This window comes from Parafrankia discariae, assembly GCF_000373365.1.
Taxonomy (GTDB): Bacteria; Actinomycetota; Actinomycetes; order Frankiales; family Frankiaceae; genus Parafrankia; species Parafrankia discariae.
This window is the reverse complement of sequence record NZ_KB891126.1, coordinates 71,698-93,239: the sequence shown is the minus strand read 5'-3', so window position 1 is coordinate 93,239 and position 21,542 is coordinate 71,698. Positions and strand designations below refer to the sequence as shown.

The window sequence follows — 21,542 nt, the reverse complement described above, 5'->3', positions numbered from 1 at the left end:
ATCGTCGGGTACCAGGTCGAGGGGCGCTGCAACGGACGAAGGTCCGCCACGCTCGGTCTGAAACACTCCGGCAAGGGCGCCTCCCTCACGTGGGAGGTGTTCGCGATGGCAGGTTCCGGATCGCTCGACGAGGTGGCCGTCGAGGGCCGTGCGGCCGTCGAGGGTGGTGCCGCCGTCGGGCGCACCGCCGGAGGCGCGGAGACCGGTGCCAGCGAGCGGGCGCTGCGGGAGCTGCTGGCGCGGCGGGTCGTCGTCCTCGACGGGGCCTGGGGCACGATGCTGCAGAACGCCGGCCTCACCCCCGCCGACTACCGCACGGAGCGGTTCGCCGACCACCCGAAGGACGTCACCGGCGACCCGGACCTGCTGAACCTGACCCGGCCGGACGTCATCCTCGACGTGCACCGGCAGTACCTCGCGGCCGGCGCGGACATCACGACCACGAACACGTTCACCGCCACGAGCATCGGCCAGGCCGACTACGGCCTGGAGTCGCTGGTGCGGGAGATGAACGTGCGCGGCGCGCGGCTGGCCCGCCAGGCCGCCGACGAGGCCGGCGGGAAGTTCGTCGCCGGGTCGATCGGGCCGCTGAACGTCACGCTGTCGCTGTCGCCGCGGGTGGAGGACCCGGCGTACCGGGCGGTGACCTTCGACGAGGTCCGGGACGCCTACGCCGAGCAGATCGCCGCCCTGGCCGAGGGCGGCGTCGACCTGCTGCTCATCGAGACGATCTTCGACACGCTGAACGCGAAGGCCGCGATCGCCGCCGCCCGTGACGTCGCCCCGCACCTGCCGCTGTGGATCTCGGTGACGATCGTCGACCTGAGCGGGCGGACGCTGTCGGGGCAGACCGTCGAGGCGTTCTGGAGCTCGATCGCGCACGCGAACCCGCTGGTCGTCGGGGTGAACTGCTCGCTGGGCGCCGACGAGATGCGCCCGCACGTCGCCGACCTCGCCCGCCTCGCCGGCACGTACACGGCCTGCCATCCCAACGCGGGCCTGCCGAACGCGTTCGGCGGCTACGACCAGTCCCCCGAGGAGGCCGGCCGGCTGATCGGCGAGTTCGCCGCGGCGGGCATGGTCAACGTCGTCGGCGGCTGCTGCGGGACGACCCCGGCGCACATCGCGAAGATCGCGGCCGCGGTCGCCGGCACCGCGCCGCGCCCGGTTCCCGAGTTGCCCGGGCGCACCCGGTTCAGCGGGCTGGAGCCGTTCGAGATCGGCCCGGACACCGGCTTCGTCATGATCGGCGAGCGCACCAACGTCACCGGATCGGCGCGGTTCCGCCGGCTGATCGAGGGCAACGACTTCCAGGGCGCCATCGACGTCGCCCTGGAGCAGGTCCGCGGCGGCGCGAACCTGCTCGACGTCAACATGGACGCCGACCTGCTCGACAGCGAGCGGGCGATGACGACGTTCCTGAACCTGCTGGCCACCGAGCCGGAGGCGGCCCGGCTGCCCATCATGATCGACAGCTCGCGCTGGAGCGTCCTGGAGGCGGGGCTGCGCTGTGTGCAGGGCAAGGGCGTCGTCAACTCCATCAGCCTGAAGGAGGGCGAGGAGCCCTTCCTGGAGCAGGCCCGGCGCATCCGCGACTTCGGCGCGGGCGTCGTCGTGATGGCCTTCGACGAGCAGGGCCAGGCGGAGACCGCCGAGCGCAAGGTGGCCATCTGTGGCCGGGCCTACGACCTGCTCACCCAGCGGGTCGGCTTCCCGGCCGAGGACATCGTCTTCGACCCGAACGTGCTCGCCGTCGCCACCGGCATCGCCGAGCACAACGGCTACGCGAAGGCGTTCCTCGACGCGCTGCCGCGCATCAAGGAGCGCTGCCCCGGGGTGCACATCAGCGGCGGCATCTCGAACCTGTCGTTCTCCTTCCGCGGCAACGACGTCGTCCGCGAGGCGATGCACTCGGCGTTCCTCTTCTACGCCGTGCAGGCCGGGCTCGACATGGGCATCGTCAACGCCGGCCAGCTCGCGGTCTACCAGGACATCCCCGCGGACCTGCTCGAACTCGTCGAGGACGTGCTCTTCGACCGGCGCGACGACGCCACCGACCGGCTCGTCTCGTTCGCCGAGACGGTGACCGGCAGCGGCACGAAGCGCGTCGTGGACCTGTCGTGGCGCGAGGGACCGGTGGAGCGGCGGCTGTCCCACGCGCTGGTGCACGGCATCGTCGACTTCATCGAGGCCGACACGGAGGAGGCCCGGGTCGGCGCGGCCCGCGCCCTCGACGTGATCGAGGGCCCGCTGATGGACGGCATGAAGATCGTCGGTGACCTGTTCGGCTCCGGGAAGATGTTCCTGCCGCAGGTCGTGAAGAGCGCCCGGGTGATGAAGCGCTCCGTCGCCTACCTGGAACCGTTCATGGAGGCCGAGAAGCAGCAGGCGCTGCTGGACGGCACCGCCGACGCCTCCGGCCGCAGCGGTAACGGCAAGGTGGTGATGGCGACCGTCAAGGGCGACGTCCACGACATCGGCAAGAACATCGTCGGCGTGGTCCTGGGCTGCAACAACTACGACGTGATCGACCTGGGGGTCATGGTCCCCGCGAAGGTCATCCTCGACACGGCGGTGGCCGAGAGCGCCGACGCGATCGGCCTGTCCGGCCTGATCACCCCGTCGCTGGACGAGATGGTCTCGGTGGCCACCGAGATGCAGCGGCGCGGGCTGAAGATACCGCTGCTGATCGGGGGGGCGACCACCTCACGCCAGCACACCGCCGTGCGCATCGCCCCCGCCTACGACGCCACCACCGTCCACGTGCTGGACGCCTCCCGGGTCGTCGGTGTGGTCTCCGACCTGCTGGACAGCGACCGGGCCGCCGACCTCGCCGTCCGCAACCGGGACGAGCAGCGGCACCTGCGCGAGCAGCACGAGAAACGCCAGCAGCAGCCACTGCTCACCCTCGCCCAGGCCCGGGCGAACCGCGAGCAGGTCTCCTTCGACGAGCTGCCCACGCCGGCGTTCACCGGCGTCCGGGTCGTCACGCCGGAGCTCACCGCGCTGCGCGAGATGATCGACTGGCAGTTCTTCTTCCTCGCCTGGGAGCTGAAGGGCAAGTACCCGGCGATCCTCGACCAGCCGGTCGCCCGCGAGCTGTTCGACGAGGGCAACACGCTGCTCGACCAGATCATCGCGGACGGCTCCCTGCGGGCCGAGGGCGTCTACGGCTTCTGGCCGGCGAACTCCGACGGTGACGACATCCTGATCGACGTCGGTGCTGGTGGTGGCGCTGGCGCTGCTGCCGGCGCCGACGCGGCGGGCCGGCTGCGGGTGCCGATGCTGCGCCAGCAGACCGCCAAGCCCACGGGACGCCCGAACCGCAGCCTCGCCGACTACGTGGCCCCGGCCGGCGACCATCTCGGCGGGTTCGCGGTGGCCATCCACGGCGCCGACACGCTCGCGGCCGCCTTCGAGGCCCGGCAGGACGACTACCGGTCGATCATGGTGAAGGCGCTCGCCGACCGGCTGGCCGAGGCGTTCGCCGAGTACGTCCACCTCGAGGCGCGCCGCGCCTGGTTCGAGCCCGGGTCCGAGCCGGCGCTGGCGGACCTGCACGCCGAGCGGTTCCGCGGCATCCGCCCCGCCTTCGGCTACCCGGCGAGCCCGGACCACAGCGAGAAGCAGGCCCTGTTCGACCTGCTGGACGCCGGCCGGGTCGGCCTGGGCCTGACCGAGTCCTTCGCGATGACCCCGGCCGCCGCCGTCAGCGGGCTGATCTTCGCCAACCCGGGGTCGCGGTACTTCACCGTCGGGCGCGTCGGCCGCGACCAGGTCGAGGACTACGCCGCGCGGCGCGGCCTGACGGTCGGCGACGTCGAGCGCTGGCTGCGCCCGAACCTCGCCTACGACCCCGAGTAGGGATCCGGCCGGGATCCGGCCCGGACCCCGGAGGTCCGGGCCGCCCGCTGGTCAGGCGTAGCCGAACAGCGGCGGGAAGACGAGGACCACGACCCAGGCCCAGGCGGCGTAGACCGGCAGGTAGGAGGTCTGCCAGCGTTCCAGCGCCGCGAAGGGCGCGCGCCGGCGGACCAGCCGCAGCAGGAGCCACGCCGACCAGGCGAGGTTCGCCAGCAGGATGACGTTCTCCCCGAGCGCCGCGGTCTTGTTGGGCGTGGTGCCGTACTCGGTCATCCGCCCGGTGACCGCCAGCAGGACCAGCACGTCGATGGCCAGCGCGCTCACCACCAGGGCGAGCTGCAGCCGGTCGAACAGGTCGGGCGGGGCCAGCGGATCGCGGGCCGACATCGAGTAGAGCAGCAGCCCCAGGACGACGACCAGCAGCAGGTCGAACAGGATCAGCGCGTCCCGCTCGACGTCGACGCCGGTGCCGGTCCAGCAGACGGCGATGAGGAAGGCCAGCAGGACCACGGTGAACAGCGGGGTGAACAGCCTGGTGAGCACCGGGGCGATGTTCTCGACCACGCTCTGTTTCGCCTCGACGAGCCACCCGGCCACGATGACCCCGGCCGCCGCGCCGCAGGGAAGGAGCCACTGCGAGATGAAGCCGTCCGGAGCGATTCCGATGGCTTCGAAGGTGCCGGCCGTGAACACGGTGAGCACACCGCCGCCGAGCGCGATGAGCACGAAGTAGACGAACCACTCGCCGGTGAAGCGGATGAAGTCCATGCGTCTGCGGGACGAGCGCCAGTCGTCCGCGGCGTAGGCCAGGCCCACCACGAGCCACAGGGCGATCGGCAGGTGGATGCTGGTGAGGACCAACGACTGCGAGTCGTCGGCGACGCGGTAGACGTTGGCCGCCACCGCGCCGAGCGCGAACAGCGCTCCCATGATCCCGATCAGCGTGCGCCCGGCCTGGCGGCGCCAGGCGAGGAAGCCGGCCAGCCAGGGCAGCACGAACAGGCTGAGGTTCGGCCCGTAGAACGAAGCCGAGCCGTCGTCGGTCATCCGCACGCCGAACAGCTCCGGCGCCTTGACCGACACCGCCGCGCCCGCGGCGCAGAGCACCAGCATCCGCAGGTCGCGCCGCGAGCGGCTGTCCGCGGCCGGGCCGCCGGTCAGGACCAGCTGCTTCCACAGCCGCTCCGAGTGCTCCCGGGCGAACTCGCGGGACAGCTCGTCGAGGCTGCCCATCCGTTTGACCGCGACCAGGAACGCCTCGTCCGCGCTCAGGCCGACCTCGACGAGCTCGTCGACGGAGCCGCGGAGATGGTCCTCGAGCTCGTCGGCGTCGGCGGAGCGCAGCTCCCGGCGGCGCTGCGCGTAGTGCCGCCACTGCGCGAACTGCGCCTCCAACGCGTCCAGCGGCTGCTGTGCCTCCAGCGCCCGCGGGCCCTCCTGTGCCGTCATGCGTGGCCCTCCACTGGGATCGCCGAGATGGCCGGGATGGCCGTCAGTGGGCCGCGGTCGCCGAGGCCCGTCCAGATCTCCTTGAGCGCGTCGACGACGGTGGCCCACTGGCGGCGCTGCTCGGCCAGTTCGGCCAGGCCGGTGTCGGTGATGCGGTAGTACTTGCGCCGGCGCTCGCCGGTGGCCGACCGCCAGCTCGACTCCACGTGCCCGAGCCGCTCGAGCCGGTGCAGCAACGGGTAGAGCAGGCCCTCCGTCCAGGCCAGCTCGCCGCCGGACAGCTCGTCGATCCGCTTGAGGATGGCGTAGCCGTAGCTCTCCTCCTCCGCCAGGATGCCGAGCACGATCGGCGTCGCCGAGGCGGCCACCAGATCCTTCGCGACCTTCACGACACCTCCCCTCGGTACCCTAGAAGCTCCATGCATAGTACTGCTAGGTAATCTTGAGGGACAACAGAGCCCGGCACGCGTCCGTGCTCGGAGCGTCGCGTGGCGATGTCATCGCCCGCCGGAGCCGGCAGGCGAAACGGGACGGCTCGAACCCGGGAGGCGCGGCGCGGGCGAGCGGTCCGCGTGGCCCTCGCCGCGGCTGGCGGAGTATCCGCACGCCGAGGGCCGGGGGAACTTCGGCATCTGGGTGCCGATCGAGCCCGGGCTCGATGTCGACGACACCGGGGACCGGGTCGAGCGGCTCTCCCGCACCGGCGGAGCCGTCACGCCGGAGCTGGTGAGCTGAAAGCGGGAGGTGCGGGAACGCTGAGGTGCGGGAACGCTCCGGACGGGACCGTCCTACCCCGGGCCAGCCCCTGCCGCCGGTGACCTGATGACCTGCGGTGGACTCAGGACCGGCGACCAAGGGCCGGCGGACTCAGCTGCTGACGATCTCGCTGATCTGCATGACGGGAGTGATCGTCGTGTAGTTCGTCAGGTCGGCGCTGATGGCCGTGCTGTCGGCACTCATCGCCGCCTGGAGCGCCTCCGCCGACTCGAAGAGGAAGTGCGACGCGGCCACGTACGGCCCGCGGATGCCCTGGTCGACCTCGACCTCGGTGAGCCCCCACATCCGGCAGGCCATCGGGATGTGCTTGTTCACGTAGTAGTCGATGTCGAACGTCGCGCCCTCGGTCTTCGGGTAGAACACGCTGAGCCGGATCACGGCGTCGACCTCCTCGTCCATCGCGCCGGCCGGATGCGACGCGTTTCTCCCAGCTTCTCCCACAACACGCCGCCCACGCACCCGTTGACCGGAAACGATGACGCTCACGTACCCGTCAGATGACCGCACCATCGGGACGGCGGTCATCCAGGGCGACGGTCGTGAGCCGGCGATCGTGGGAGGCCGACCGCCTCCCACCGGTCCGCACCCGCCGGGAGGCCGGGGCCGGGGCACCCAGTGAGGCTCCCAGGAACGGCGCCGCGGAACCGCGGCGCCTCAGCGACAGCCGGGACCCACTCAACAACCACACCTCGCCGGACGGTGGGGTCCGAGGCGCACAGGTCGCCCGAGGGGGGCGGACTTCCGGCGGGCTCTCACACTGGACGGGGAATCACCGGGGCGTCCCGACCGGTCCCCCCGCCCGTGGGCCGACCGCCCCCCCTTGTCTTCTCCTCGTGGTACTCCTCCTCGACGTTGACCGTCCAGACGTCGTGCCCGGTGCCGTCGAGGATGTTCTCCACCGTGAGCATGGCGGTCAGCATCGAGTGGTCGGAGTTGTTGTACCGGTGCATGCCGTTCCGGCCGACCGGGTGGACGTTGGGAACGTGGCGCGCCAGCCATTCCCGCATCACCTCCACGTTGCGCCGGTAGAACTGGTCATAGGTCGGATACGCCTTGGGGACGCGGACGACGTAGCCCTTCTCGACCGCGCCGGGGCGTACCAGCCCGAGGGCCTCGAGCTCGGCGGTGCCCAGCGCGACCAGCTCGTCGTCCGGGCGGATCCACATGTCGTCCCCCTCGAAGACGAAGAACTCCAGCCCGAGGCAGGTCCGCCCCTCCTTGACCAGGTACGGGGACCACGATCCGTAGTTCTGGATGCGCCCCACCCGAACCCCGGGGTCGTGGATGTAGATCCAGTTGTCCGGGAAGCCGAACTCCTCCGGCACGATGAGCGCGACGGTCAGGTAGTCGCGGTAGCGCAGATCGCCGGCCGCCTCGAGCACGTGCGCGGGTGGCGGCGGGTCCATGCTGGCGAGCAGGGTCGACATCGGCATCGACGAGACGACGTGATCGGCCGGCACCCGCGAGCGCTCACCGGTCGGCGTCCGCACGGTGACCGCGACCGCCCGGCCGTCCTCGTGGTGGACCCTGGTCGCGGACGCGTTCAGCACGATCCGCCCGCCCAGCTTCTCGACCTGGGCCGCCGCCTCCCACATCATTCCCGGCCCGTACTTGGGGTAGCGGAACTCCTCGATGAGGCTGGTGATCTTCTTCTGGTTCCGCTTCGGCAACACCGCGTTCACGATGGCGGCGGCGAGTGACAGGCTTTTCACCCGCTGGGCCGCCCAGTCGATCGGCATCTGGCTGACCGGTATCCCCCACACCTTCTCGGTGTAGGTCTTGAAGAAGGTCCGGTAGAGACGCCAGCCGAACCGCGCCACCAGCCAGGCCTCGTAGTTGTTCGCCCGTTCCTTCGGCGGCCGGGCGCGCGCCCACAGGTACGACCCGATGGCGAGCGACGATTCGGCCAGGCCGAGATTCCGGAGAGCGTTGAGCGCCTTCAGCGGGTAGTCGTAAAGCTTCCCGTTGTAGTAGATCCTGCTCATCCGGGGACGCAGCAGAAAATCCTCCTCGGGCAGGATCTCCCGCCAGAGCGCGTCCACCTGCGAGACCTTCGTGAAGAAGCGATGGCCCCCGATGTCGAAACGCCACCCGTCACGCACGACGGTGCGGCTGATGCCGCCGACCACGTCGTCGGCCTCGTAGCAGGAGACCGGCGCCCCTCTGGCGGCGAGCCGGTAGGCGGCGGTCAGACCCGCCGGTCCGGCCCCGATCACGACGGTGTGCGGGCGGTCGCCGGGCGGGGTGTCGGGGTTGGGCACCGATCTCTCCTTGGTCGAAAACGGGACGGGCGCGGGCGGCCGTCCCGCTCACCAGCCGCGGCCAGCGGCCAGATTGGACGTTCAGGTCTAGAAAGTTGGACATCAGTGTCCAAGGCTAGCCTGACCCGATGTCAGGCAGCGAAGGTGGGCCCCGGCGAGCGCGGCGCGGTCTTCCCGCCAAGCGGGAAGCGATCGTGGAGGCGGCGCTCGATCTCTTCGTCCGCCAGGGGTACGCGGCCACGACCCTCGACGACATCGCCACCGCGACCCCGGTCTCGCGGCAGACCGTCTACAACCACTTCGGCGACAAGGAGACGCTGTTCCGGGCGGTCATCGACACGCATCTGAACGCGACCCTCGAGACGTTGCACGCGCCGATCAGCGGCCTGACCAGCAGCCCGGCCACCGGCCCGGCCGAGCTTCCGGCCGACGCCGAGTCACAGCTGAACGATCTCGCGAGACGACTGACGGCGATCTTCCTCAATCCCCGGACGGCGCTGCTGCGACGGCTCCTCCAGGCGGAGGGCCCCCGCCAGCCACAGCTGCTCGATCTGTGGCGCACCCGCGTCGCCGGGCCCGTCTGGTCGGAGGTGATCAGCCAGCTGACCCGCCTCACGCACGCGGGCGCGCTGCGCGTCGACGACCCGATCCGGGCCGCGAGCCAGTTCATCGTCCTGGTCACCGGCACGGCCTGGCAGATCACCGAACTGGGTGTCTTCCTCTACCCGCCGCCGCCGGGCGTGGACGGCGAGCAGCTGGACACCGCGGTCCGCTCCGGCGTCGCGCTGTTCGTGCGCGGCTACCGGCCGGCGGCCCCGTGACCCTCTCGGGGCGAAGCTCCCTGGACCGGCTCCGTCAGAGCACCACGGATGGTCGCCGACAGGCCGCGCGGGAACGCCCGCCGCCCGCCGCCCTCACCGCCGGCGGGTGGTCAGCTCACCGGCGAAGAAGTCCAGGGTGGCGCGGGTCTTCGTCTGTTGCGGCCCGCTGAGGTCGACGCCGTACCGGCACAGGACGTCCGCCGTGCGCCCGGCGACGCGCAGTGCCTCGGCGGGTCGGCAGCGGGTGGAGAGCTCGAGGATGCGCGAGCCGTCGGGATACGTCCAGCGTTCCGCGAGCAGCACGCGGTCGTGGCCGGCAGGAACGATCTTGATCCGGCGGGCGTCCACCGGGCCGAACACCGCGAGATCGTCGACGTTGAGCCGGGCCGGTAGGCGGCTGGCCAGCAGCCGCAGCTGCGCCGGGGTGAACAGCCGGTGCAGCGCGCGCCGCCGGGCCATCGCCCGGTCGACGTCGACGGTGTCCAGGCGGGCCCGCAGCGCCCCGGAGCAGACGTACCGGCCGGGCATGCCGTCGATCTCGACGACGAAGTTCCGCGAACGGCGCAGCCGTGGCGGCACCTCGGCCGGGACGACGGGCCGCAGCTTCACCACCGCGTCGTCGGCGCGCCCGGCGATGCTGCGCACCCGGGCCACCACGCCGTTGCGATGCAGCGTGCGTTCGGGGGTGTCCAGGTAGAAGACCCGCAGTGACCGGGCACGGGTGAACTCGATGCCGAGCGCGGCGCAGGTCGCCTCGTGCGCCGCGACGGGCACGACCAGTTTCAGCTCGACCCGGTCGGCCTCACCGGTCAGCGCCAGCAGGTCGTCGAGATCGGTGTCGGAGAGCTGCCAGAATCGCTGCGCGGCGTGCCGATGTCGGGCGAATCGGGCCCCGCCGGCCACATCATCCCCGCCGACCCCGAAGCGGGCCTGGTCACGGGGACTTGAGTGAACGCGGGTCATCAACCTCAACGATAAGAGGACGAGGCGTTCACCTGCCAGCCAGAGATCGTCTGCGTGACCGTCATCCCCTATTCACGTCACCGCGACACACGGCCGACGCGCCGGACGGCGGCGGTCCGCCCGGCGCTGACCCGCTGTGTGTTCTGCGTGTGCTCTACGTGCCGTTCAGGCTGTGCGTGCCGTGCCGCTCAGTCGTCGACAATCTTGATGGCCTGCTTGGGGCAGGCGGTGACGGCCGCGCGGACATCCTTCGCGAGGTCCTCATCGGGAGTCTCGTCCAGGATGTTCAGATAGTCGTTGTCGTCAAGCTCGAACACCGTGGGAGCGAGCCCCACGCACAGCGCGTTGCTCTCGCAGAGCTTGAAGTCCACGACCACTTTCATGCTGACCTCCATCGGGCAGTTCGACAGTGCGGACGTCCGTCGTCTCGCCGGCCTCGGCCTCGCCCGTGGGCCGACCGTCCGATGGACGTCAGAACTTCGCGCGGGGGTGCCGCGCGCGGAGGTCAGGCTACGACTTCTTCGCCCACGAGGGTCGTTCGGTGCATCAACCGGTGCGACGTCGCCGTGTATGGGATCGCCCGGTGCAGCATGCCGGTGTTGTCCCAGATCACGAGGTCGCCTCGGCGCCAGTGGTGGCGCAGGACGAACCTCGGCTGGGTGGACCACTCGAGGAGCCGGTCGAGCAGGGCGCGGCTCTCCTCCGCCGGCCAGCCGACGACGTGGTCGGTCGTCGCGCCGACCAGCAGCGACTTTCGGCCGTTGCCGCGGGTCCAGACCAGCGGGTGCTCGCGCGCCGGCACCCGGGCCCACAGCGCGCGGGTCCGCTCCGACGCGTCGGGTTCGGCCAGTGACTGCGAGGCCGCGAAGCTGTGCACGACGCGCAGCTTCGCGAACTGCTCCTTCTCGGCCGCGGTGAGCGCCTCGTAGGCGGCGAAGGTGTTCGCGAACTCGGTGTCGCCGCCCTCGTCGGAGACCTGCCGGGCCGTCAGCAGGGTGGCCTTCTGCGGCAGCTCGTCGTTGGCGCCGTCGATGTGCCAGAAGAAGGTTCCCCGCCGGTAGGCGGCCAGGACGCTCTCGGCCGGGTCCAGGGTGATCTTCGAGATCTCGGGGTGGGTGTCCGTGCCGCCCACGGGGGCGACGACCACCTGGCCGAGCAGGCGACTGAAGGCGACCAGGTCGTCGTCGCCGACGTGGGTCTCGCGGTAGACGACGACGCCGTGGCGGGCCAGCAGGGCCTGGCAGTCGGCCGCGACCGCCGGATCGGCGAGCCGGTGACCGGCGAGGCCGGCGATCTCGACGCCGACCTCCGGGCTGATCTCGGTGACGGTCACGGCCATGACTACTCCTGTCGGATCCGGGTGTGCCACCACCCGCTGGGGACGGCGCCGGGCCGGGTCACTCTCCCGCCGGTCAGGTCCGGGTCTCGCCCGGTGGTCAGGTCTGAATGAGGTCGTCGTCGAGCTCGAGCTCGAACGAGCGCATCATCAGCGCCAGGGTCTCGTAGGCGCCGACCGTGAAGATGATGTCCAGCAGCTGCTGGGTGTCGTGCTTGGCCGCGAGGGTCTCCCAGGTGCCGGCGCCGATCGCGCCCTCGGTGAGGAGCTCGTCCACCGCGCGGATCAGCGCCGCGTCGACCGGGTCCCAGAAGGGCGCGTCCGGACCCAGCGCGATGCGGGTGATCTCGTCGTCGGTCAGGCCGATGTCGTGGCCCATGACGACGTGCTGCGTCCACTCGTAGTAGCACTTACGCAGTGCCGCCACCCGCAGGATGACGATCTCCCGCTGCCGCAGCGTCAGCGTCGTCGCGCGCTGGATGTGGCCGTTGAACGTGAAGAAGGCGTGCGCCAGCGTGGGGTGGTGGGCGAGCGTCCCCAGCGTGTTCAGCGCCTTGGGCTTGCCCTCGGAGGGCATCGGAGGGTGCAGCGGCACGGGCGGCGTCAGGGCTGCCAGGGCCGGACGCATCTCCTTGGGCCATTGCCTGAGGGGAAGCGGTTCGATCCGTGCCATATCAGAGGTTCCTCCGCCCATGCACCGGTGAACGCCCGGCAACCGATAGTGATGTCGATCACACAGCAAGTTAATAGTACTGTGATAATCGGCGCGAGCCGTCCGAACCGAACGAATCCCAAAAAATAACTATCACCTGGCGTTGCACCGGTCAAGACCCGTAGATCGATTCCGGCCGTCCGATCATCACCTCCGGCACCGCGTCACGGACGGTATTGGACCCCCCGGAAATTCCGACGCCACCGCAATGTCCGGAAAACAGATATCACGCATCCGAGAACCACCCTACCGCCCGCGATCCCACCGGATTAAGCGCCAGAGCCAGCCCCCACCTCCGCCCCGGGCGGGCGCGGTCCGACGGCGGACAGGAGCTTCGCCAGTCGTCGGTTGCACTTTTTGAAAATTTCCCTCTCGCAAAAAAGAGGACCAATATCGATCATCAGCGAGAATAAGATTAGTCCGGATCAGTTTCCGGACACCGACTTCCAAAAGATCCACAAGCGAGACGGATCCCGGCCCGGAGCCGACTTGGTGATACTCGGAGCAGACCTCCGGCGGGGTCAGGTGCCCTTCACGAAGGGATAGATCCGGGTGAAGTCGACGCCCGGATCGACGACCGCGAACCGCTCCCACACCGCCGCCGTGACCGACCCGATCCGCGAATTCCGCGAATTGTCCGAGTCCCCCACGGCGCCGTCGCGTTCCCGCACGGCCGCCAGATAGAGCGCGACGTCCTTCGCCATCAGCGAGTTGGTGAAACCCGCCGCGTAGCGCCCGGTCAGTACGTGGTTGGGGAACTTGTCGCCGGTCGCCGAGCTCCGGCCGCTCGCGCCGTTCAGCGCCTCGAGCATCGTGACCGGGTCGAGTCCGGCCGCGGTGCCGAAGGCTATCGCCTCACTGGTCGCCGCCAGCGCCGTCGCGGAGAGGAAGTTGTTCGCCAGCTTCAGCGCCTGTGCCAGGCCCGGCTCGTCGCCCACCCTGACCCGGCGGTCACTCAGGCCGGCCAGGACGGGCGTGACCGCCGCGCAGTCGGCGGCGGACCCGGCGAACATCACCGTGATCGTGCGCGCCCGGGCGCCCGCCACGCCACCCGACACCGGCGCGTCGACGTAGCCGACACCGGCACCGGCCAGCCGGGCGGCGATCCGGCGCGCGGCGGCCACCCCGACCGTCGAGGTGTCGACGACGTGCGCCGCCCGCCGGCCGGCCAGCGCGACGATCTCACCGGCGACCTGCTCGGACGCCGCCCCGTCGGGCAGGCTGCACACGACGGTGTCCGCCCGGCCGGCGACCTCGGCGACGTCGGCCGCGCCGGCCGCCCCCGCCGGCACCCGGTCCGGGCCGGCCGCGTCATGGGCGACGACGTCGAACCCGGCGGCGACCAGGTTCGCGGCCAGGGCACCGCCCATGCTCCCCAGGCCCACGAATCCGACCGTCGCCCTCGTTCCCGCCACGGACGACAGCCTCGCAGAAAGTAGACTGATGCGTCTACTTGATGCGCTCCGACGATCGATCCATGCGAACAAACCCGGCACAGGTGCTTTCCCGCGGCGTTCACCCTGAGTCAACCGCCCGGCCGTCGCGGACTCCGAGAATTTCTCTCAGCCGCTCCGCCGACGGGTCGGCGGGAGGTTTTCTCGTGGACCACGCGGTTTACCACGTGCTCGAACAGAGCCGGGAATACGAGGTCGATCTCGTCGTCACCGACGGCCGGTGGCCGGACGGACTGACCGGATTCGTGTTCGTCGTCGGGCCGGCCCAGCCGACGGTACTGGACTTCGCGCCGAGCGGCCCGGGAATGCTGACCCGGGTCGACCTGGCGAGACGCACCTGGCGGACCCGTCGGGTGGTCACCCCGGACCTGGCGATGCTCGGCGGGCTGCGGGCCGCGCTGGCCCCGGAGGAGCTCCAGCGGCTGCTGGCCGGCACCCGTCCGGCACTGAGCCACACCGCGCCGCACTTCTTCGGTGACCGGCTGCTGCTCACCGCCGACCGACAGCGGCCGGTGGAGCTCGACCCGGTCACGATGACCTACCGCACGTTCCTCGGCGCGCTGTCCGAGTACCCCCAGGTCAGGGCGCACCCGCTGTTCCCCGGGGTGCAGACGACCTCGCACCCGGTGGTCGACCCCGACGAGGGCTGCCTGTGGTGGAGCAACATCCACCTGCGTCCGCGCGGCCGGTCGACCACGGACGTGGAGGGCCCGCTGTCGGTGGTGCGCTGGGACGGCCACGGCGAGCTGGAGACCTGGGAGGTCCCCGGGGCGCGCATCTCGCAGGGCACCCACGAGATCGCGGTGACCCGCGACTACGTCGTCTTCACCGAGATCGGCTTCCAGCCGGAGCCCGGCAGCGTCGCCGGCCGCGGCCGCACCAAGCCGCACCTGCCGTTCACCGACATCTACCTGGTCGCCAAGCGGGAGCTGACCCGGGCCCGGGTCGGCTCCGCCGTGCCGGTGACGCACGCGCGGGTCCCGTACGAGTCCTTCCACGAGTTCGCCGACTACGGCCAGGACGGCGACGACGTCACGCTGTACGTCGCGCACTCGAACGGCTGGGACATCAACTACGCGATCACCCGCTCGGACACCGTGTGGCGCACCGGGGCCCGGCTGCCCAGCTGCCTGTCCGGGTTCATGCCGACGCCGGTCGACGCCGCGCCGGTCGGGCGGCACGTCATCGACGGCCGGACCGGGCAGGTGCGGCAGAGCAGGTACTTCCTCGACCCGCGGCGGCACTGGGGAACCCTGCTGTACGCCCGCGACACCCGGCCGGCCGCGCTCGAGCGCGGCCGGTACCTGTGGCAGGCGTACTGGGGCGCCACCCCCGACACGATGGTCTCGGCGATCGTCGAGATGTACGCCGACCATCCGTTCCGGGTGGTGGACGTCGACGACCTGCCCACGGCCGAGATCCCGTCGTCGCTGGTCTGCGTCGAGCTGGAGTCGATGACCGAGCGGTCGGCGTGGACGTTCCCGGCCGGGACGATCTGCGAGTCCCCGGTCTTCGTGCCCGACGGGGCCGGTGGCGACGGCTGGGTGGTGGTCTTCGTCAAGCACGGGGACCGCACCGAGCTGCAGGTCTTCGACGCCCTGGCGCTCGGTCACGGCCCGTGCGCCGTGGCGACGGCCCCGGGCCTGCGCATGCCCGTGCTGTCCCACTCCGGCTACACGGAGACCCTCCGCTCCCCCGGCGCCGGCTACCGGCGCTCGTTCGCCGCCGACCTGGGCACCGGCTGGCACGACCTCTCCCCGGCCACCCGCGCCATCGTCACCGAGATCGTGGAGGCGTTCGGCTAGGGCTCCGGGCGCGTCACCTGTTGACGTCGACGGCGGCCAGCCTGTCGGCGTCCAGAATCAGGTCGATCTCGCGGATCCGGCCGTTCACGACGGTGAGGCCGACGACCGCGATCAGCCCGGCCCGGCCGCGCGCGATCATGCCGGCGGCGCCGTTGACGAGGGCGGGTTCCCAGAGACCGGCGAAGCGTGGGCCCTGCGCGGCGGCGTGGCCGGCGACGTCACCGGCTCCGGTGAGCAGCCGCGGGGCGAGCCAGGCGCGGGGCCCGGTGTCGACCCGGAGCCGGACGTTCGGGTCGAGGAGTCCGACGAGCGCGGCGAAGTCACCGTCGCGGGCGGCGGCGAGGAAGGCCTCGGCCACGCGACGCTGGGTGGGCAGGTCGGGATCCGGCCGGGTGCCGCTGCCCTGGACACGACGGCGGGCGCGGCTGGCCAGCTGCCGGGTCGCCGCCGGGGTCCTTTCGAGGACGGGGGCGATGTCGTCGAACGGGACGCCGAACATGTCGTGCAGCACGAACGCGAGCCGCTCCGCCGGTTGGAGACTGTCCAGGACGACGAGGAGCGCCAGACCGACCGAGTCGGCCAGCAGGACGTGTTGTTCGGGATCGGGGCTGTCGGTCTCGATGATGACCGGGTCGGGCAGCCAGGTGCCTGGCAGGTCCTCGCGCCGAGCCCGGCGGGCGCGCAGCAGGTCGACGCAGACGCGCCCGACGACGGTGGTCAGCCAACCGGCCAGGTTGTTGATCGCCGTCCCGTCGGCCCGGCTGAGCCGCAGCCAGGCCTCCTGGACCGCGTCGTCGGCGTCCGCGAAGGAGCCGAGCATGCGGTAGGCGACGGCGCGCAGCTGGGGACGCTGGCGTTCGAACTGTTCGGCGCACCAGGCGGGGTCAGTCACGGCCGAACGCCTCCCGGCGGATCACCCGCAGGAGGGTCGGGGCGTTCTCGCCGGTCGTGATCTCGACCGTCCGGCCGACGAGGCTCCTCCCGGTGGCCTGCGTCAGCAGGCAGTCGGCCAGGTCGGCGCGGCTGGTGAAGACTCCGTCCAGTGGGCTCTCGCTGACGGTGTAGCGCGAGACTCGGTCGGCGTCGAACAGCCCGGCGGACCGGATGATCGTCCATTCCGCGCCGCTCTCGCGGACGATCCCCTCCATGGCCCGCATGTCCGCGTACGTGGTCCGGCCGATCGTCCTGGCGATCATCGGCTGCATGATCCGGTTGAGCACGAACCCGCCCTCGCTGTGCGGGTGGGGGTCGACCGCCGTCGAGCTGACGACGGCCAGCCGTTTCACGCCGTGCCGCGCCATCGCTTCGAGAATCCGCGCGGTCCCCTGGCTGTAGACGGTGATCGGGGCACGGGTGAACGGAACCCCCAGGCTGGACAGCACCGCGTCGGCGCCCGCGATCGCCGGCGTGACGGCGGCCCCGTCGGACACGTCGGCCCCGATGACGGTGAGCCGCTCACCGGCCAGCGGGAACTCCGCGGGGCGGCGGGTCACCGCCGTCACGGCGTGGCCCGCGTCGAGTGCCTGTCGCGCCAGGAGGCGCCCGGTGGCCCCGCCGGCTCCGAAAACCGTGATCTTCATAAAGCTGCCGTCCCTCGCCTGCGCTCGTGTCCGCCCGATGGCGCGGTCTGGTTCCCGCGCCGCGGGCGCTCCACGGATACGTCGGATCTCGCAGGTCGGATGTGACGGGCGAACGACAGCGGCCGGGCGCGTGGGTGACGCGCCCGGCCGCTGTTCGGGAGACCGGTGGGGTCAGCCCCGGTTCGAGGCGCCCCGCGGGACGTCCCGGAAGGCGATCCCGCGGTCCTTCGCCGGTTCGCGGGGCATGCCGAGCACCCGCTCGCTGACGACGTTGCGGGCCATCTCGGTGGTGCCGCCGCCGATGCAGCTCACCTGCCGCAGCAGGAAGTCGTTGCCGCACTCGGCGGTCGCGCCGTCGTCGTCCGTCCAGGCCGCGCTCGCCCCGCCGGCGAGGTTGAACGAGAGCGTCGTGGTCCGGGCGGCCGTCACACCGGTGAACAGCCGGCCGATGGCCGCCGACTGGTCAGGCATCCTGCCCGACCGCAGGCCGCGGGACAGCCGACCCTGCAGCGCGTGCGTGACGAGGTCGAGCATGCGGCCCTCGCCGATCAGGTCGCGGGCCAGCGGGTCCTCGAGCCGGCCGGCGTCACGCGCGATCTCCACCAGGTGGGTGGCGCGGATCGTGCCGCGCGCCCCGTCGGCGGGGATGGTGACCAGCGGCGAGTTGTGCAGCATCCGCTCGTGGAACATCCACCGGGTGCCGACCGTCCAGCCGTCGTCGACCTCGCCGATGCGGTCGGTGTCCGGGACCCGCACGTCGGTGAGGTACTCCTGGCAGAACTCCTTGTTGCCGTTCAGCATCTCGATGCGGTTCACCTCGATACCCGGCTGGTGAATCGGCAGGATGAACACGGTCAGCCCGCGGTGCTTCGGGACGTCCCAGTTCGTCCGGGCCAGGACGAGGCCCCAGTCCGACCACCAGGCGCCGGTCGTCCAGATCTTCGAGCCGTTCAGAATCCAGTCGTCACCGTCGCGGACGGCGCTGGTCAGCGCGGCGGCGACGTCCGAACCGGCACTCGGCTCGGACAGGAACTGCATCCACAGCTCCTCGCCCTTCAGAATCGCCGGGATGTGCTGGCGCTTCTGCTCCTCGGTGCCGAAGTCGAGCAGCACCGCGGCGCACGGCGAGAAGGTCGGGGCCTGGATGTCGGCGGGATACTCGTAGCCCGAGATCTCCTCGCTGAAGGCCTTCTGGTGGTCCGCGGTGAGCCCCTGGCCGCCGTATTCACGGGGGAAGGCGATCCCGGCGAAACCCGCGTCGTAGAACATCCGCTGGATCTCGCGCTGGCGCGCGACGGCGGCGAGCTCCGCCTCGTCGCTCTCCCCCGCGCGCATCACGCCGATCCCGCTGCCCGCCGGCAGCGGCGCGAGGTTGCCCCGGATCCAGGCCCGCGCCCGCTGGCGGAAGGTCTCGACGTCCTCGATGTCGCCCGTGCTCATGCCCGCTCCTTGAGATGTTCGACCACGCCGGCGATCCGCTGCCGGTGCTCGGCGGGGGTGCCGTACAGCGCGCGGTCGAGGACGACCCGGCGCAGGAAGAGATGCAGGTCGTGCTCGAAGGTCACGCCGATCCCGCCGTGGATCTGGACACAGTCCTGGAGCAGCTCGACCCCGTACTCACCGATGAACGCCTTCGCGGCGCTGACCAGCTCGGGGGCGTCCGGCGACTCCGCGCCGACGGCGCTCGCCGCCGTGTCGCTGATGGCGTGCGCCGCCTCCAGCCACGACTTCATGTCCGCGAACCGGTGCTTGAGCTCCTGGTAGGAGGCCAGCGGCCGGCCGAACGAGTAACGCTCGAACGCCCACTGCACCGTCATGTCGAAGGCGGCCTGCATCGCGCCGACGCTCTCCGCGCTGAGAATCACCAGGGCGAGCTGAAGCTGGCGCTCCACCTGCTCCGCGGCCCCGCCGAGCTCACCGACCAGCGCGCTCGCCGGCACCCGCGCCCCGTCGAACCGGACGCTGGAGAAGCGCCGGGTCAGGTCGACGGTGCGCAGCGGCTCGACCGTCACGCCCGGCGTGTCGGTCGGGACGAGCACCTGGGTGAGGCCCGCCTCGCCGCGCCCCGTGACCAGCAGGAACTGCGCCACGCCCGCCGACTCGACCGGCCGCTTGACCCCGTCGAGGACGATCTCGTCGCCCTCGACCCGGCAGGTCAGCTCCACCGTGCCCAGCCGGTCGTTCGGCGCCGGCTCGGCGTAGCCCCACGAGGCGATCGCCGTGCCCTCCAGCAGCCCCGCCAGCACGGCCTCGTGCGCCGCGCCGCCGACGGCGCTCAGCGCCGCCGCGACGACGTTCGTCGGCACCAGCGGTCCGGGCGCCGCCCGGAGCCCGAACTCGTGCGCGGCCACGGTCAGGTCGACCAGGCCCGCCCCGCTGATCGAACCGCCGCCGTGCTCCTCGGCCACCAGCAGGGACGTCCAGCCGAGCTCGGCGCCGGCACGCCAGTAATCCGCCTCGAATCCCGAGACGTCGTTCCGCAGCCGCCGGATCTTCTCGGTGGGCACCCGGTCGGTCAGATACCGAGCCGTCGCCTCCCGCAGGACTTCCTGATCGGGATCCAACTCCAGCAGCACAGTCTGTTACCTCCACGACGCTTGAGGCCCTCGCGCGCCACCTGGCACCGCAAGAGGTCAGACTGAAAACGTATAGCGATTTTTGACAGAACTTCAACAGTTACCCCGGTACCGCCGGGAACCCCCGATCCCACCCCTGACGCGGTGACGGAACCGGCCCACCCGGGGACCCTGCGACCGGAATCCCACGGACGGTGCCCGGGCGGTCGCCAGAAGGTCGCCGGGGCGGGCCGGAGCCAGGCGGGTCCGAGCCGGAGCGGCGACCGCGGGCGGCCCCGGCGGAGACCGACGCCGGGGCCGGCGCTCAGGAGCCGGCGCTGTAGATCACCTTCGTCGGCGTGATGCGCACGATGATCCGCTGCTCGCCGGGCTGGCGGAACGGGTAGCTGTCGACCCCGAGGTACTTCTTGGCCAACCGGTCGATGTGGGCGTCGGCGCCCTCCGTGTCCAGGGTGGCCGTGCCCGTCACGCTGACCACGTGGTAGCGGTCCTCCGGGTCGAGCACGCCCACGGACACCCGCGGGTCCTTGCGCAGGTGCTTCTCCTTGACCCGCCCGACCGCGGTGTTGAACAGGACGTCGTCGCCGTCCACGTCGACCCAGACCACCGTGCTGTGCGGCGAGCCGTCCGCGGTCAGCGTGGTCACCCACCCGTGGAAGGGCTGCTCCAGCAGCGCCTTCGCCCCGTCCTCGAGCTTGCCCATGTCCTTACCTCCGTCGTCGTGGGTACCGGCACGGCACGGCGACCTCGACCGCCCCGCGGCCCCACCCCGCCTGGACGACGCCACCGGTCGTGAACGTCGCCGCCCGAACGCTCAGCGGCGCCGGACCATCGTGATATTCCCGCACCCGCGCCACCCACCCGGCACCAGCCGCGCCGAGCCGGCCGGGGACGGCCGGGGACGGCGCGAGCCAGCCCCGTCAGCCGACGACGTCCGTGGTCGCGGCGGCGACCTCCTCGGCCGCGTCCTCGGTGATGTCGAAGTCGTACTCGAGCGGCACGATCAGCCGGTAGGGCAGGAAGGCCAGCTCCTCGTAAGCCCCGCGGTGCGCGGGGAACCGACCGACGGCCCGCCAGTACCGCTTGGCCTCCTCGATCCGCCCCATCACCAGCTCGGGCTGGTCCTCGCACAGCAGCAGGTGCAGCACGAGATCCGACCCCGACGCCGCCGCGCCATCCCCGTCGGCCCCAGGCTCGCCTCCGCCGGCCCCGCCCGCGCCGGCCCCGTCCGCCCATTTCAGTCGGACGGCGCCGAGCAGCCCGGGGACGGCCGCCAGGTCGGGCAGGTGCACCCGTTCCCACCAGGCCACCGCCTCGTCCAGCCGGGCCGCCGACGGCGCCCGCCCGAGAGCCACGATCACCCCCCGGTGCGCGAGATACGGGACGGCCACGGACCGCACCAGGCACCCCGGGCGGCTCCAGGCCGCGGCGACCCGCCACCGCGAGCTGTGGCGAGGCCGCCCGATCCGCCAGAAGCGCCCGCCCCGCAGGAGCGTCCGGTCCAGGGCGAGCCAGCCCTCCCGGGCCTGCTCACTGGTCATGTCGAGCGGACCGCCGAACCAGTAGGTGGTCAGGTACGGCGGATACCCGCCGAGCAGGTCGGAACGGACGACCCCCGGCGCTTCCCGCAGGTCGCGGGGGGCGACGTAGCGACGTCCCAGGAGCACGTCGGGCTTGGCCAGGTGCTCGGGCATGTGGTCGAGGTCGTACCACCGGTTGTACTCGACCGTGCACTCAGCCGGGATCTCCAGCAACGCCAGCATCATCCCGTCGATCTCCACGGCAACCGACCCCCTCGCGTCCAGCGGGACACCATCAAAGCGAGCCCGAGCCTCCCAGAACACCCACCCGGACGAGTGGGGCTGTGAGCGGGGCGGGAAGGGGCGCAGGGGTGGCGGGAAGCATGGGATGGGGGCGAGGCTGGGGGTGAGCGTTGACCTTTTC

The 21,542-nt window shown here is 71.5% G+C and carries 18 protein-coding genes and 1 riboswitch; of the genes, 3 read left to right on the top strand and 15 right to left on the bottom strand.

The features are described 5' to 3' along the window. The first annotated feature begins 12 nt into the window (after nucleotides 1-12). Nucleotides 13-89, top strand: a riboswitch (S-adenosyl-L-homocysteine riboswitch). A 16-nt stretch (nucleotides 90-105) separates the two neighbouring features. Beyond that, on the top strand, nucleotides 106-3,864 hold the full coding sequence (gene metH / locus B056_RS0106455) for a methionine synthase (RefSeq protein WP_018501075.1): 3,759 nt from the start codon (nucleotides 106-108) through the stop codon (nucleotides 3,862-3,864). Between the two features lie 51 nt (nucleotides 3,865-3,915). On the opposite strand, the gene B056_RS0106450 is transcribed toward metH, so the two are convergent. The 4 genes from B056_RS0106450 to B056_RS0106430 form a co-directional block, all read right to left on the bottom strand. Next, nucleotides 3,916-5,313, bottom strand: coding sequence for a permease prefix domain 1-containing protein (locus B056_RS0106450; RefSeq protein ID WP_018501074.1), 1,398 nt, complete (start codon nucleotides 5,311-5,313; stop codon nucleotides 3,916-3,918). Continuing rightward, nucleotides 5,310-5,702: a PadR family transcriptional regulator gene (locus B056_RS0106445; RefSeq protein ID WP_018501073.1), complete on the bottom strand. Its 393-nt coding sequence runs from the start codon at nucleotides 5,700-5,702 to the stop codon at nucleotides 5,310-5,312. The genes B056_RS0106450 and B056_RS0106445 overlap by 4 nt, the downstream gene beginning before the upstream one ends. 478 nt (nucleotides 5,703-6,180) lie before the next feature. Further along, a complete protein-coding gene (locus tag B056_RS0106435; protein WP_018501071.1) occupies nucleotides 6,181-6,489 on the bottom strand; it encodes an EthD family reductase in 309 nt (102 codons plus the stop codon). A 353-nt stretch (nucleotides 6,490-6,842) separates the two neighbouring features. Further along, nucleotides 6,843-8,351, bottom strand: a complete 1,509-nt coding sequence (locus B056_RS0106430) for an NAD(P)/FAD-dependent oxidoreductase (protein WP_018501070.1) — start codon at nucleotides 8,349-8,351, stop codon at nucleotides 6,843-6,845. A 128-nt stretch (nucleotides 8,352-8,479) separates the two neighbouring features. Between B056_RS0106430 and B056_RS0106425 the strand changes: the two genes are divergently transcribed. Beyond that, nucleotides 8,480-9,172 carry a TetR/AcrR family transcriptional regulator gene (locus B056_RS0106425; protein WP_076784648.1) on the top strand — a complete coding sequence of 231 codons (693 nt, stop codon included), beginning with the start codon at nucleotides 8,480-8,482 and terminating at the stop codon, nucleotides 9,170-9,172. 93 nt (nucleotides 9,173-9,265) lie between these two features. Here B056_RS0106425 and B056_RS0106420 read toward each other — a convergent pair whose 3' ends face one another. The 5 genes from B056_RS0106420 to B056_RS0106400 form a co-directional block, all read right to left on the bottom strand. Beyond that, nucleotides 9,266-10,075: a CYTH domain-containing protein gene (locus B056_RS0106420; protein ID WP_018501068.1), complete on the bottom strand. Its 810-nt coding sequence runs from the start codon at nucleotides 10,073-10,075 to the stop codon at nucleotides 9,266-9,268. A 248-nt stretch (nucleotides 10,076-10,323) separates the two neighbouring features. Then, on the bottom strand, nucleotides 10,324-10,518 hold the full coding sequence (locus tag B056_RS0106415; RefSeq protein WP_026239395.1) for a ferredoxin: 195 nt from the start codon (nucleotides 10,516-10,518) through the stop codon (nucleotides 10,324-10,326). Between the two features lie 122 nt (nucleotides 10,519-10,640). Then, nucleotides 10,641-11,474, bottom strand: coding sequence for a TauD/TfdA dioxygenase family protein (locus B056_RS0106410; protein ID WP_018501066.1), 834 nt, complete (start codon nucleotides 11,472-11,474; stop codon nucleotides 10,641-10,643). A 97-nt stretch (nucleotides 11,475-11,571) separates the two neighbouring features. Beyond that, nucleotides 11,572-12,144 carry a carboxymuconolactone decarboxylase family protein gene (locus tag B056_RS0106405; protein ID WP_026239394.1) on the bottom strand — a complete coding sequence of 191 codons (573 nt, stop codon included), beginning with the start codon at nucleotides 12,142-12,144 and terminating at the stop codon, nucleotides 11,572-11,574. A 560-nt stretch (nucleotides 12,145-12,704) separates the two neighbouring features. After that, on the bottom strand, nucleotides 12,705-13,598 hold the full coding sequence (locus B056_RS0106400) for an NAD(P)-dependent oxidoreductase (RefSeq protein WP_026239393.1): 894 nt from the start codon (nucleotides 13,596-13,598) through the stop codon (nucleotides 12,705-12,707). A 185-nt stretch (nucleotides 13,599-13,783) separates the two neighbouring features. Between B056_RS0106400 and B056_RS0106395 the strand changes: the two genes are divergently transcribed. Beyond that, on the top strand, nucleotides 13,784-15,442 hold the full coding sequence (locus tag B056_RS0106395) for a carotenoid oxygenase family protein (RefSeq protein WP_018501063.1): 1,659 nt from the start codon (nucleotides 13,784-13,786) through the stop codon (nucleotides 15,440-15,442). 13 nt (nucleotides 15,443-15,455) lie between these two features. On the opposite strand, the gene sigJ is transcribed toward B056_RS0106395, so the two are convergent. The 6 genes from sigJ to B056_RS0106365 all read right to left on the bottom strand — a co-directional run bounded on the left by sigJ (nucleotide 15,456) and on the right by B056_RS0106365 (nucleotide 21,379). After that, entirely contained in the window at nucleotides 15,456-16,334 is an 879-nt protein-coding gene (sigJ, locus tag B056_RS0106390) for an RNA polymerase sigma factor SigJ (protein ID WP_018501062.1), read from the bottom strand. Then, complete coding sequence (locus tag B056_RS0106385; RefSeq protein WP_018501061.1) at nucleotides 16,327-17,022, bottom strand: NAD(P)-dependent oxidoreductase; 696 nt, start codon at nucleotides 17,020-17,022, stop codon at nucleotides 16,327-16,329. The genes sigJ and B056_RS0106385 overlap by 8 nt, the downstream gene beginning before the upstream one ends. A gap of 171 nt (nucleotides 17,023-17,193) precedes the next feature. Beyond that, the gene (locus B056_RS0106380; protein WP_018501060.1) at nucleotides 17,194-18,462 is read right to left on the bottom strand and encodes an acyl-CoA dehydrogenase family protein; all 1,269 of its coding nucleotides are present in this window, start codon (nucleotides 18,460-18,462) and stop codon (nucleotides 17,194-17,196) included. Then, a complete protein-coding gene (locus tag B056_RS0106375) occupies nucleotides 18,459-19,598 on the bottom strand; it encodes an acyl-CoA dehydrogenase family protein (protein ID WP_018501059.1) in 1,140 nt (379 codons plus the stop codon). Before B056_RS0106375 ends, B056_RS0106380 begins: the two co-directional genes overlap by 4 nt. 304 nt (nucleotides 19,599-19,902) lie before the next feature. Then, nucleotides 19,903-20,301, bottom strand: a complete 399-nt coding sequence (locus B056_RS0106370) for a PPOX class F420-dependent oxidoreductase (RefSeq protein ID WP_018501058.1) — start codon at nucleotides 20,299-20,301, stop codon at nucleotides 19,903-19,905. Nucleotides 20,302-20,518: 217 nt separating this feature from the next. Then, complete coding sequence (locus B056_RS0106365) at nucleotides 20,519-21,379, bottom strand: hypothetical protein (protein ID WP_018501057.1); 861 nt, start codon at nucleotides 21,377-21,379, stop codon at nucleotides 20,519-20,521. Nucleotides 21,380-21,542 lie beyond the last annotated feature (163 nt).

Bases quoted from the DNA above. Each gene is read 5' to 3' on its own strand.
- metH (WP_018501075.1), top strand. From the start codon at position 106: ATGGCAGGTTCCGGATCGCTCGACGAGGTGGCCGTCGAGGGCCGTGCG.
- B056_RS0106450 (WP_018501074.1), bottom strand. From the start codon at position 5,313: ATGACGGCACAGGAGGGCCCGCGGGCGCTGGAGGCACAGCAGCCGCTG.
- B056_RS0106435 (WP_018501071.1), bottom strand. From the start codon at position 6,489: ATGGACGAGGAGGTCGACGCCGTGATCCGGCTCAGCGTGTTCTACCCG.
- B056_RS0106425 (WP_076784648.1), top strand. From the start codon at position 8,480: ATGTCAGGCAGCGAAGGTGGGCCCCGGCGAGCGCGGCGCGGTCTTCCC.
- B056_RS0106415 (WP_026239395.1), bottom strand. From the start codon at position 10,518: ATGAAAGTGGTCGTGGACTTCAAGCTCTGCGAGAGCAACGCGCTGTGC.
- B056_RS0106410 (WP_018501066.1), bottom strand. From the start codon at position 11,474: ATGGCCGTGACCGTCACCGAGATCAGCCCGGAGGTCGGCGTCGAGATC.
- B056_RS0106405 (WP_026239394.1), bottom strand. From the start codon at position 12,144: ATGGCACGGATCGAACCGCTTCCCCTCAGGCAATGGCCCAAGGAGATG.
- B056_RS0106385 (WP_018501061.1), bottom strand. From the start codon at position 17,022: ATGAAGATCACGGTTTTCGGAGCCGGCGGGGCCACCGGGCGCCTCCTG.
- B056_RS0106380 (WP_018501060.1), bottom strand. From the start codon at position 18,462: ATGAGCACGGGCGACATCGAGGACGTCGAGACCTTCCGCCAGCGGGCG.
- B056_RS0106370 (WP_018501058.1), bottom strand. From the start codon at position 20,301: ATGGGCAAGCTCGAGGACGGGGCGAAGGCGCTGCTGGAGCAGCCCTTC.